The sequence below is a fragment of the Anaerobacillus sp. 1_MG-2023 genome (genome assembly GCF_030547345.1).
Lineage (GTDB): Bacteria > Bacillota > Bacilli > Bacillales > Guptibacillaceae > Guptibacillus > Guptibacillus hwajinpoensis_B.
Window position 1 is genome coordinate 208,689 of record NZ_JAUORD010000004.1, and the last position, 12,535, is coordinate 221,223.

Annotated in this window: 13 protein-coding genes; 1 reads left to right on the forward strand and 12 read right to left on the reverse strand. The window is 39.1% G+C overall.

The features are described from left to right. Positions 1-63: 63 nt before the first annotated feature. On the reverse strand, positions 64-1,179 hold the full coding sequence (citZ, locus tag Q4550_RS09565; RefSeq protein ID WP_303532142.1) for a citrate synthase: 1,116 nt from the start codon (positions 1,177-1,179) through the stop codon (positions 64-66). A 254-nt stretch (positions 1,180-1,433) separates the two neighbouring features. Beyond that, positions 1,434-1,901, reverse strand: coding sequence for a DUF441 domain-containing protein (locus Q4550_RS09570; protein ID WP_306558417.1), 468 nt, complete (start codon positions 1,899-1,901; stop codon positions 1,434-1,436). A 138-nt stretch (positions 1,902-2,039) separates the two neighbouring features. Between Q4550_RS09570 and ytvI the strand changes: the two genes are divergently transcribed. Then, the gene (gene ytvI / locus Q4550_RS09575; protein ID WP_303532143.1) at positions 2,040-3,149 is read left to right on the forward strand and encodes a sporulation integral membrane protein YtvI; all 1,110 of its coding nucleotides are present in this window, start codon (positions 2,040-2,042) and stop codon (positions 3,147-3,149) included. Between the two features lie 199 nt (positions 3,150-3,348). Here the strand turns inward: ytvI and Q4550_RS09580 are convergent, their stop codons facing one another. From Q4550_RS09580 to ystJ, 10 genes are all read right to left on the reverse strand, one after another. After that, the gene (locus tag Q4550_RS09580; protein WP_303532145.1) at positions 3,349-3,645 is read right to left on the reverse strand and encodes a putative quinol monooxygenase; all 297 of its coding nucleotides are present in this window, start codon (positions 3,643-3,645) and stop codon (positions 3,349-3,351) included. A 30-nt stretch (positions 3,646-3,675) separates the two neighbouring features. Next, positions 3,676-4,311 carry a nitroreductase family protein gene (locus tag Q4550_RS09585; protein ID WP_303532146.1) on the reverse strand — a complete coding sequence of 212 codons (636 nt, stop codon included), beginning with the start codon at positions 4,309-4,311 and terminating at the stop codon, positions 3,676-3,678. 27 nt (positions 4,312-4,338) lie between these two features. Next, entirely contained in the window at positions 4,339-4,773 is a 435-nt protein-coding gene (locus Q4550_RS09590) for a MarR family winged helix-turn-helix transcriptional regulator (protein WP_303532147.1), read from the reverse strand. A gap of 249 nt (positions 4,774-5,022) precedes the next feature. After that, positions 5,023-5,415, reverse strand: a complete 393-nt coding sequence (locus Q4550_RS09595) for an FxsA family protein (protein WP_194219301.1) — start codon at positions 5,413-5,415, stop codon at positions 5,023-5,025. Positions 5,416-5,595: 180 nt separating this feature from the next. Next, on the reverse strand, positions 5,596-7,350 hold the full coding sequence (pyk, locus tag Q4550_RS09600; protein ID WP_194219300.1) for a pyruvate kinase: 1,755 nt from the start codon (positions 7,348-7,350) through the stop codon (positions 5,596-5,598). Positions 7,351-7,473: 123 nt separating this feature from the next. Beyond that, complete coding sequence (gene pfkA / locus Q4550_RS09605; protein ID WP_226614638.1) at positions 7,474-8,433, reverse strand: 6-phosphofructokinase; 960 nt, start codon at positions 8,431-8,433, stop codon at positions 7,474-7,476. A 115-nt stretch (positions 8,434-8,548) separates the two neighbouring features. Further along, positions 8,549-9,526, reverse strand: coding sequence for an acetyl-CoA carboxylase carboxyl transferase subunit alpha (accA, locus tag Q4550_RS09610; RefSeq protein ID WP_303532151.1), 978 nt, complete (start codon positions 9,524-9,526; stop codon positions 8,549-8,551). Further along, positions 9,526-10,383 carry an acetyl-CoA carboxylase, carboxyltransferase subunit beta gene (accD, locus tag Q4550_RS09615; RefSeq protein WP_303532153.1) on the reverse strand — a complete coding sequence of 286 codons (858 nt, stop codon included), beginning with the start codon at positions 10,381-10,383 and terminating at the stop codon, positions 9,526-9,528. Before accD ends, accA begins: the two co-directional genes overlap by 1 nt. Positions 10,384-10,419: 36 nt before the next feature. Further along, the gene (locus tag Q4550_RS09620) at positions 10,420-11,067 is read right to left on the reverse strand and encodes a FadR/GntR family transcriptional regulator (protein ID WP_303532156.1); all 648 of its coding nucleotides are present in this window, start codon (positions 11,065-11,067) and stop codon (positions 10,420-10,422) included. Between the two features lie 170 nt (positions 11,068-11,237). After that, positions 11,238-12,476: an NADP-dependent malic enzyme gene (gene ystJ / locus Q4550_RS09625; protein WP_408962578.1), complete on the reverse strand. Its 1,239-nt coding sequence runs from the start codon at positions 12,474-12,476 to the stop codon at positions 11,238-11,240. Positions 12,477-12,535: the final 59 nt, after the last annotated feature.

Consider the following 12,535-nt stretch of genomic DNA (forward strand, 5'->3'; position numbering starts at 1 on the left):
TCCTATTGAAATAACTTTTATGTTAGCTAAACAGGGAAGAAATGATCCTCCCTGAGTTTTCTTCTATCTGTCTTCTACTTTTACATATGTCTGATTCGTTGAACCAATATATTCTGCGCGCGGACGAATGAGGCGATTATTACTATATTGCTCTAGGATATGAGCAATCCAACCAGAAACTCTACTCACTGCAAAAAGTGGCGTGAACAGGTCATGATCAATGCCAAGACTATGGTAAACAGAAGCTGAATAGAAATCTACATTTGGTGGAAGACCTTTCTCACTTGTAACGATTTCTTCCATCTTCGTTGACATCTCATACCATTTTGTTTCACCTGTAAGATCAGTTAACTGACGTGACATCTCTCGTAAATGCTTCGCACGCGGGTCACCTGTCTTGTAAACGCGATGTCCAAAGCCCATGATCTTTTCTTTGTTATCAAATGCATTTTGCAAATAAGGTTCGACATTATCAACGCTTCCAATTTCACTTAACATAGCCATCACGCGTTCATTTGCCCCACCGTGAAGAGGTCCCTTAAGAGCACCAATCGCTGCTGTGACACCTGAATACATATCAGATAAAGTAGCTACACATACGCGAGCGGTAAAAGTGGAAGCGTTCAGTTCATGGTCTGCATGAAGGACTAGGGCTTTATTGATAGCTGTCACAGCCACATCTTCCGGAAGCTCACCAGTTAATGTGTATAAAAAGTTAGCAGCAAAGCTTAGATCTTTCTTAGGTTCTATTGGATCTTTTCCTTCACGAACCCGGGAAAAAGCGGTTACAACAGTAGGTATTTTAGCTTGAAGACGAATCGCCTTACGATAATTCGCTTCTTCACTCATATCATCTGCTTCTTCGTCATATAAAGCAAGTGTAGAAACAGCAGTACGAAGAGCTGCCATCGGATGTACTTGATCACTTGGATAAGACTTCATTTGAGCAACGATTTCTTCAGGAATAGCTGCATTTTTGGCAAAATCAGCTGTAAATTCCTCAAGTTCTGTCTTATTTGGAAGTTTATCATTCCACAAAAGATAAATTACTTCTTCAAAACTAGCATTCTCAGCGAGGTCATCGATGTTATATCCTCTGTATGTTAAGACATCATTAACGATAGAACTAATCGATGATGTTGTTGCAACTACGCCTTCTAATCCGCGTGTAGTCGTCATACGTCTCCCTCTCCTTTTCCATATTATTGGCTTTGATATTTTCTAAAAATTCTGCTTTGATAACGCTTTTAAAACGCTCCAAAAAAAATAAGAACCTATGTACAAGTTGGTGCGTCAGTTCTCATTATAAACAATTCTCTGATATTTGTGAATGAATATGCATAATTTCATCAATTCCTTTTTTTCTCATATGCCGAAAATCTGAATTGATAATCAAATAAATAATGCACAAACATCCCTTCCTGAACAGTTGTTCAGTTAAAAAGTTCGACAATTTTCATAGCCATGTAGGCAATTCCTGCTCCTATTAATGGCCCTACAGCAATCCCTTGAAAAACGGCCACTGCAAGAATAGTACCAAACACAAGTGCTGTCGTAATATGCGGATCATTCTGAAGTAAGACGATGCCTTTTGAAGCTATGATGGCTACAAACACTCCTGCCCCCATCGCAATCCAGGCATAGGAAGATTTGACAGCTTCTCCTAGTTGCTTAAACCCTATTTCACCACTAGCAATTGGCACGAGTACAGCAATGGTTATAATCGTTACGCCCCATGAAATGCCTTTGGATTGAAATATCGGAAACACTTTATCCCCTAATCCCACTGCTTTGATTAGTAATAAAACAACTACCGCAATGATCAGTGAGCTATTCTTCGCTACAAGTGCGATCCCAAGTAAGATAAGCAAAAAGATGGTAGGCTGTGAAATAATTGTCATATAACTCCCTCTTTCACACTAACAGAACTCTTATAGTATAACAAATTTTATGAATTTAAGCACGGATCACCTCAATCCCTAATTGATTGTCACGAAGTAACCGGTGTAAAATATAGGAAAGACATAAGGGGGATTCAAATGAATTGGAAGTACATACATAGAATCTTACGCTTTCTACTTGTCATTCTTCTTATTATTGTTTCTCTGATCTCCTTTTATTATATCTGGCATCTTGCTTATCCATTTGTCATCGCTCTGCTGCTCGCTTTTCTAATTAACCCTCTCGTAGATTTATTAGAAAACAGAGCGAAAATACCGAGACCGCTCGCTGTAGCCCTATCAATTCTATTCCTTATCGGAGTCCTTGCAGCCTTTATTGCTCTGCTAGTAAATGAAGTTGTACAAGGCGTTGTATATATCGCAAATGTATTACCAGGAAATTTCCAGGAAATTATCTTATTCATAGAAGATCTTTTCGTGTCTCACGTCATGCCACTTTATTATCAGCTTGAAGAATTATTTAAGGATTTGAACAAAGATCAACAAACCACTGTACTCGATAATATCCAATCCATTGGAACAACCATTACAACTACTCTTACGAATATACTTCAATCTCTTGTTGAAGGAATACGCTCGTTTATCGTCAGCTTACCTACGATCCTAACAGTTCTGGTCTTTTCTATGCTTGCCACTTTCTTTATTAGTAAAGACTGGTATAAGTTCATAAATTGGATGAAATTAAAAGTAAGAACTGATATCCAAGAAAGTATTAGCACCGTTTATATTGACTTAAGACGCGCTCTATTTGGCTTTTTGAAAGCACAGCTTACCCTTATTTCAATGACAGCGATCATTGTTTTAGTTGGTCTTTTTATTTTAAGGGTAGATTATGCTATTACCATAGCGATTATCATTGGCCTTGTCGATTTACTACCATACCTTGGTACAGGCGCAATTTTCGTGCCATGGATGATTTATTCCTTTTTAATCGGAAACTACGGGTTGACCATAGGACTTTCTATTCTCTATGGAGTTGTCGTGATTCAGCGGCAAGTCATGGAGCCTAAAGTGCTATCATCGAATATTGGACTTGATCCTCTTGCAACATTGATTGCTCTATTTGTAGGCTTCCAACTATTTGGGTTCATTGGTCTAATCATCGGCCCAGTTCTTCTCGTTGTACTAAAAACTCTTTATCATGCAAATGTTTTTAAGGACATTTGGGGTTTTATCAAAGGAGCATGAGTCTAATTACACTGATCACTTTAGTGGTTCGTACAGGATTCTCTCGAAACCAATTGGATGAATCACAAAGAGAAAAATCGGTCTGAGCGGCTATATCAAACCCCCTTTAATAATAGAAGCAAAAAAAGCATGGGAGCAACGTCTCATTTGGACGTTGCTCCCATGCTACAGTCGAAAGCTTGTCGCTATCTAGTAATTATTATTTTTGTATCTCAGTAGCGTCATAAACTTTAACTTCTAAAGGTGCAACTAGATATTCTGGTGCTTTACCTACAAAAGTTTGAAAATGAGCACTTTGGTTATGCGCTTCGACTGCAGCCATATCTTCATAAGCTTCAATCATTTTATAAGTGTTCTCTTTTTCAACTTCTTTCGAAAGTGTATAAGAAATGTTACCTTCTTCATTTCTAGCCGCTTCAATCAAAGTTGTCACTTCTTTAAGAAATTCTTCTTCTTTAGCCGGGTTAATTTGTAATCCTGCATGAATAATAATCATTGTTCATTTCCTCTTTTCAATTTTTATTTTTTATTTCCACTCTGCAATCGATTCAACAGGTAAGCGTACAGATTTGTAGCCTTCATTTGCTGCTTTACCAATTGAAAGCAACATAACTGGGTAGTAACGCTCTTTATCCATACCGTAAGCTTCAGCGATTTGAGCTTTCTCATATCCTCCAATTGGATTGGTGTCATAACCGTGTGCACGTGCAGCAAGCATTAACTGCATGGATACCAAACCACCATCAATGATGTTCATTTCTCTAAACTGTTCTGTTGACATGCCTTCTAACAACCCTTTAATCGCTGGAAGCTGCTGATCTCTAACTTCTGCAGGCATATATCCTTTTTGTACAGCAGTGTCATAAATTTCATCAGCATAGTCCAAGCTGTTCATATCAACAAAAACGGCAATCATTGCTGAAGAAGTCTCAACTTGAGACTGGTTGAATTTAGCAAGTGGTGCTAATGTCGCCTTTCCTTCTTCGCTATCAATAACGACAAAACGCCATGGTTGAAGGTTCACTGAAGAGGGTGCGAGTGTTGCTTCAGTTAGTATTTCAGTCATCTCTTCTTTACTTATTTTCACGGATGGATCATAATGGCGGATTGAGCGGCGCCCTGTAATAATTTCGTTAAAGTCATTAATTTTCGTTGCATTCATCGTTAATTCTCCTTAGTACTTTTCTAGTTAGTATTGAATTTCTTTAATGTTATTTTGAATACGATTAAGCATATTCGATAATTCTGATTGTTCCTGCTCAGTAAAATCTTTTAGTACCTTTTGAATGAATTGCTCTTTCTCTTTCCGAAAAGATGCAATTCGATCTCTGCCTTCTTCTGTTAACCTCACGAAGGTAAACCGGTTATCATCTGGATTTTTACGACGAGCAACCATTTTTTTCACTTCCAACTGCTTTAAATGTCTCGTTACAGCAGCGCTATCAATATTCACTTCTTTCTGCAATGCTGTTTGGCTAATTTCATCAACCTCAAACAATTTATGCAGGAGCTCTAAGCGAGACTGACTGATGCCGGTGCATCGTTCGAATTTAGGGCTCATTTGCTTGTAAATATCATTTAACTGATATAAAATTTCGCCTTCATTTGAACAAGAATTCTTCAACGCATCCTCCTCCTTCAATCAGTTGATGGGTCAATCGTTGACTCATCAACTAATATACTAGATGAGTTCCTTGATGTCAACAATATAACCTTAATTAATTGATAGGTCAATCATTGACCTATCAATTAATATAATTTACTTGTTTATACAATGTCAAATCACACTTTATTTCTTCCGATAGAAAAGGAGCTTGAATATGTATTCAAGCTCCTTAATGACATTTCATTATACGTTTCTAAGGCAGAATTTTTACCTTCTAATAAACATAAACTGACCATTATTCATTCGACGTTCAAGGAATTTCTTAATCCATCTCTTAAAAGGTTTTCTCGTTGCCGGGATGAGAAGTAAAAATCCTGTTGCATCTGTGATGAAGCCTGGTGTGAGTAGAACGACACCACCTACGAGTATGCATAGACCATCTAGAATAGCATCTCCAGGCATCTGGCCTGATTGCATTTGTCTGTTAACCTTTTGGATCGTTTCTGCCCCTTCTTTACGCGCAAGCCACGCTCCTAGAATCCCTGTACCAATAATCAATAATACTGTCGGAATAAGTCCCAGTGTTCTTCCTGACAGAAGTAACAAAGCGATTTCTAGAGCTGGAACGATAATAATAAAAAGCAACAAAATACGAAACATGACATAGCTCCCTCAATCATAATCGGGAAATTGTCCCGTTAACACTATTATACGTGATTTAAAATAATTTTCGAACTCAATTGCACCATTAACCTAATCCCCAGTGAAGAATACTCAAAATAAGTTAAATAATAAAGGCTGTCGATTTTCTCGACAGCCTTTTAAAAGTTTCAATCTTGCTTATAGAATGCTTGCTTTCCCGTTGTAAATAATTCCAGTCGTTGCATCAAGTGTTACTTGTTGACCTTCTTCGAATAGTTGTGTCGCATTTTCAAGACCAACTACGACAGGGAGTCCAAGACTAAGACCTACAACTGCAGCATGGCAAGTAAGTCCGCCTTCTTCTGTAATAAGCCCTGCTGCCTTCTCTAGAGCAGGAACCATATCTTTATCAGAGCCAATTGTAACTAGAATTGTGTTTCCATCTGCTTTATCAATCGCCTCTTGAGCATTTTTTGCGATAGCGATTCTTCCTGAAATAGATGTTTTCCCAATTCCTTGAGCTTTTGCAAGAATATCACCGATAACGTGAACTTTCATCAAGTTCGTTGTACCAGATTCTCCAACTGGAACACCAGCAGTAATAACAACTGTATCTCCGTGATTTACAATTCCAGACTGGATTGAAGCGTCAACTGCAACTTCTAGCATTTCGTCTGTTGTTGATACTTTGTGTCCTTCTTGTGCATGAACGCCCCATACAAGAGCAAGCTTGCGGCAAACGCTAGCCGTATTTGTTACAGCTACAATCGGTGCCTTCGGACGGTATTTAGCAATCATACGCGCTGTATGTCCGCTCTCAGTAGCTGTAATAATTGCTGGCACATTTAAGTTGTAAGCTGTGTGAGCTACTGATTCACTAATCGCATTTGTTGTATTTGTTTCTGTTTCTTTACTTCTTACAGAAAGAAGCTCACGGAAGTTCAATGATTTTTCAGTATAAGAAGCAATGTTATGCATAGTTTGAACAGCTTCTACCGGATAAGATCCTGCCGCTGTTTCACCTGAAAGCATGATTGCATCTGTGCCATCAAGAATAGCATTGGCAACGTCACTCGCTTCCGCACGAGTTGGACGAGGATTACGCTGCATAGAATCAAGCATTTGTGTTGCAGTAATAACAGGCTTTCCAAGTGCATTACACTTTTTAATAAGCTGCTTTTGTACAAGAGGTACTTCTTCAGCAGGAATTTCAACACCTAGATCACCGCGAGCAACCATTAAACCATCTGAAATTTCAAGGATGGAATCGATGTTATCAACACCTTCACGGTTTTCAATCTTAGGGATAATTTGAATGTCAGTTGCTTTATGCTTCTCAAGAAGTTTACGGATATCAAGAACATCGGATACTCGACGAACGAATGACGCAGCAATAAAATCTACACCCTGTTCAATACCGAATTCAATATCTGCAGCATCCTTATCTGTAATACCAGGAAGGTTAACGCTCACGTTAGGTACGTTAACACCTTTTTTGTTTTTCAATGTTCCATTATTTAGAACCTCAGTATAAAGTTCATTCTTCTCAATTTGCTTTACTTCAAGTTCAATCAATCCATCATCAAGTAGAATCTTAGATCCAACGTGAACATCATTAACAAGTTCAGGATATGTGACAGAGATTTTCTCAGTTGTACCAAGTACTTCTTCCATAGAAACGATAAGCTGTTGACCAGCTTCAAGATCGATTCCACCGTTCTCCATATTGTTCGTACGGATTTCTGGGCCTTTTGTATCTAAAAGGATCGCAACGTTTTTTCCTAGCTTTTCAGCAACTGCACGGATTGATTTAATACGATTACCGTGTTCTTCAAAATCACCATGTGAGAAATTTAAACGAGCAACGTTCATCCCTGCATTAATCAATTTTTCTAAAGTTTGTTCATTTTCACTTGCTGGTCCAATCGTACAGACAATCTTAGTTTTGCGCATGGGTCTGTCTCCTCCTAAAAGCTATGCTTCAATTAGTTTTCTTCATAACAACTATGTTATGTAATATTTTCGGACATTACGATACACCCCTTAAGTTTAAAGGGGTGAACCACTTAACGTCTTTTAAATAGATAATTCCTTTGCAAGCTGACACATTTTTTGATTGACTTCATGTGGCAGAGCGAGTGCTTCGTTAATATCCATATCAACAATTTGGTTGTTCTGAATACCAACTGTTCGCCCTTCTGCTCCTTCAAGTAGAAGTTCAACAGCACGTGCTCCAAGACGGCTTGCTAGAACTCGGTCCGAAGCAGTTGGTGAACCACCACGTTGAACGTGACCAAGAACGGTTACACGTGTTTCCATGTTCATTTCTTCTTGAATTTGTTTCCCAATTTCAACACCACTTCCAACACCTTCAGCAACAACAATAATACTGTGACGTTTTCCGCGATCATGGCCGCGCTTCAGACGACTCAAAATATCTGACAACTCGAACTTCTCCTCAGGAATGAGAATTGATTCAGCACCGTCAGCAAGTCCTGACCAAAGAGCGATATCTCCTGCGTCACGTCCCATTACCTCGATCACATATGTACGCTCATGAGATGTCGCCGTATCACGAATTTTATCAATAGCTTGAATAACTGTATTTAGTGCTGTATCGAAACCAATTGTAAAGTCTGTTCCTGGGATGTCATTATCAATCGTTCCTGGAATTCCAATCGTCGGGAAGCCATGACCAGTTAATTTCTGAGCTCCACGGTAGGATCCATCTCCTCCGATTACAACTAGACCCTCAATACCAAATTTCTTTAAGTTCTCTACACCCTTCAGTTGACCTTCAAGTGTCTTAAATTCAGGGCAGCGAGCAGAATATAGCATTGTACCGCCACGATGGATAATATCAGCTACAGAACCGATTTCCATTTTCTCTATATTTCCATTAATCAACCCGGTATATCCGTGGTAGATCCCATAAACTTCAATATCATGGTAGATTGCTTTTCGAACGACAGCTCGAATAGCAGCGTTCATTCCTGGTGAGTCTCCTCCGCTGGTTAGTACACCAATACGTTTCATAACTGTTCACCTCATTAATTCTTTGTGTTATTAAAATATCAAATACGGTCGTTGAATACAATAGCTAAGCTTCATCGCAAAAAAGTGCTTTCTCTATAACGAGAAAGCACTTTCCTTATTTTAAGCCAATGGTATCGGTTACAAACGTATATTGTCCAATATTTCTGTATTTTTCATAGCGTTGATTCACAAGCTCCTGTTTGGAAAGTTGTGTCAGTTCTTCAAGTGATTTGACAAGGGCCGATTGAATCGCTTTCGCCTGTTCTTCCATATTGCGATGAGCCCCTCCCTTTACTTCAGGGATAATCTCATCTATGACATTTAGTTCTTTCAAATCTGGCGCCGTGATTTTCATAGTATCAGCAGCCTGCTGAGCTAAACTAGAATCTTTCCACAACAAGGCCGCAGCTCCTTCAGGAGAAATAACGGAATACCATGAATTTTCAAGCATGTGCACGTGATTACCTACACCAATCGCTAACGCTCCTCCACTCGCACCTTCTCCTATAACAATGCAAATGATAGGAACGGTTAGTCCCGCCATTTCAATCAGGTTTCGTGCAATCGCTTCACTTTGTCCTCTTTCTTCCGCTGCCTTACCAGGAAACGCTCCTTTAGTATCTAGAAGAAAAATAACGGGACGTTGAAATTTTTCAGCTTGTTTCATGAGACGAAGCGCTTTACGATAGCCTTCAGGATGTGGCATACCAAAATTCCGTTTAAGATTCTCTTTTGTATCTTTACCACGCTGATGGCCGATAACCGTAACAGGTTTTCCTTCAAAGGTTGCGATACCTCCTACAATCGCTTCGTCATCACCAAACAGTCGATCACCATGCAATTCAAGAAAGTTCTCAAATATACGCTCGATATAATCAGAAGTTGTGGGACGTTCAGGATGTCTAGCCAATTGGACACGGTTCCACGCTGTTAAATTCTCATAAATTTCTTCTTCCATTTTTGAAAGTCTTTTTTGAAGACGAGAAACTTCATCATTAAGATCCACATTCTTTTCTTCCATGAAAGAATGTAATTCAGTAATTTTATCTTCTAACTCCTGGAGAGGTCGTTCAAAATCAAGTCTCTGTGCCATTATTCTTCACCTCCATTTCCATGAATCATTAGTACCTGACCGAGTATCTTCTTCATATCAGCTCGATGTATCACCCGATCCAACTGACCATGATGAAGGAGAAATTCAGCCGTTTGAAAATCTTCTGGAAGATCTTCACGAATCGTTTGCTCAATAATTCGTCTACCAGCGAAGCCAATCAAAGCCTTAGGTTCAGCGAAATTAAAATCGCCTACAGAAGCAAAACTCGCTGATACACCACCAGTTGTAGGATGTGTCATTATAGAAATGAATAGTCCTCCGTCATCGCTAAACCTTTTAAGCGCAACGCTGGATTTCGCCATTTGCATCAAACTCAAAACACCCTCTTGCATTCGAGCACCGCCTGAGGCAGTAAAGACAATAAACGGAATTTTTTCTTTATGCGCATGCTCAATCGCTCTAGTGATTTTTTCTCCTACCACTGAACCCATGCTTCCCATTCGAAAACGTGCATCCATTACTGCAATAGCTGTTCGGTAGCCATCTATTGTTCCTTCACCCGTTACAACCGCTTCATTCAATGAGGATTTCTTTTGATCCTTTTCCAAACGCTCAACATAATCGGGAAAAGAGAGCGGGTTTTCTGAAATCATATCAGCATCCAGTTCTGTAAAAGAACCTGCATCAAGCGTATCCTTTAACCTTTCAGGGGCTGACATTTGATGGTGATACCCACATTTCACACAAACCTTATGCGATTTTTCCAGCTCTTTCGTATAAATAATACTTTTACACCCTGGACACTTTGTCATAATGCCTTCAGGTACATCTTGTTTTATTTTATCTGAGGGAACCGTCGCATACTTCTTCTTCTTGTTGAATAGATCTTTTAACAAAGTTGACCATCCCTTTCACAATATCAAACATATTTGCTATTCTTCCGTTTTTTTTATTTCATACGTGTCAAATAAACAAATGGCACTTTCCTTATTCCTAGAAGTCAATGCATCAATCATGGATTCATAATACTCTTTAGGACGGAAAGTTAACTGGTGCCAAATTGTCTGATGGTAATCTGCAAGCTCTCCCCATAACCTCATGAGTAGATGATTATGAGTTGATGAAACAATAACTCGGAAGAAAGCTGTATCAAATTCAGTTGAAAAAATATTTCGACCGGAAGAGTTGTCCTTATATTCCATCATAGTTCTTAATCGATCAAGATATTCATCTGAGATTCGATCACAAGCCACCCTTAGAATATCTTTTTCAATTAACCTTCTAGTTTCTAACAGATCTTCTTTAGACTTTGTATCTTTTAGAATGAAGGAGGCAATGACTTCTACAAGTCGATGATCTCTAGCATTTGCAATAAATGTCCCTTCTCCTCGACGAGTTTCAATTAGACCAAGCATTTCCATTGATCTTAACGCTTCTCTTACGGAAGATCTTCCTGCATTTAAGCGCTCAGAAAGCTCCCTTTCCGAAGGGAGCTTATCACCGGTTTGTAAACCATCGTTATAAATAATCGCTTTTATTTTCTGAAGGATATTCTGATAAACTTTCCCCTGACTCGTCATGGGAAATCAACACCCTTTCCTGACTGAAAACAAATAGTAACAGTAGACAATTGCGGTTTGGAACCGTGAATGCCTCTTAACCAAAATAAATGTTCAGAAGATAAGCTGTTTTTCATGTTCTCCATAAATAAAATGCAAGAAAAAAGTGAGAAAGTCAAGCTCTTCCCCACTTACTCGTTATCTTCTTCAATAATAGCGAGAGCACGTGTCTTTTCTTTAACTGCTTCAGGATCTACGTTTATACGAGCCACACCCGTCTCCATCGCAGCTTTCGCTACACTAGCAGCAACAGCAGGTGCTACTCGTGGATCAAACGGTGCGGGAATAACGTAATCAGCGCTCAAATCTTCTTCAGCAACAAGTTCTGCAATAGCATGGACAGCAGCGACCTTCATATCTTCGTTAATATGAGTTGCTCTAACATCAAGTGCGCCTCGGAAAATTCCAGGAAACGCTAGAACATTATTTATTTGATTTGGGAAATCTGATCGCCCAGTACCAATGACCTTAGCTCCCGCTTCTCTTGCATCATTTGGCATGATTTCAGGATTAGGGTTAGCCATTGCAAAAATAGTTGGATCATCATTCATAGATTCGACCATTTCTCTTGTCAGTGCTCCCTCAACTGAAACCCCAATGAAAACATCTGTTCCTGAAATAACTTCTTTCAGTGATCCTTCTGCTTTGTCACGATTTGTATACTTCGCAACTTCTGCCTTCACGTCGTTCATTCCATAAGAACGGCCTTCGTATATAGCACCTTTCGAATCACACATAATGATATCCTTGACACCAAAACGATTCAAAAGCTTAATAATGGCGATACCTGCAGCTCCAGCACCATTGATAACTACTTTAATTTCACTCATTTTCTTACCTGATAGTTTCAAAGCATTGACAAGCCCTGCTACCGTAACAATGGCAGTGCCGTGTTGATCATCATGGAAAATAGGGATATTTGTTTCTTTTTTTAATCTTTCTTCGATAACAAAGCAATTAGGGGCAGCAATATCTTCAAGGTTAATACCACCAAAAGTAGGTTCCATTAACTTTACTGTCTGCACAATTTGATCAACATCTGTCGTATTTAAGCAAATAGGAAATGCATCAACACCAGCAAAACTTTTGAAAAGCACTGCTTTCCCTTCCATTACAGGAAGTGCTGCCTCCGGCCCAATATTTCCAAGTCCAAGAACGGCTGTGCCATCGGATACGACGGCAACCATGTTTCCTTTCATCGTATATTCATATACTTTATTCTTGTCATCATAAATTTCTTTACAAGGCTCTGCAACACCTGGTGAATAAGCTAGACTTAAATCCGTAGCGTTTCGAACCGGCACCTTTGATTTAGATTCTAGTTTTCCTTGTCTCACTCTGTGAATATGTAGAGCTTCTTCTCTCGTAATGGACAATAAACCCACTCTCCTTTTTTCAGAAGCATTAGATGATGTTAACAATTTCCCTA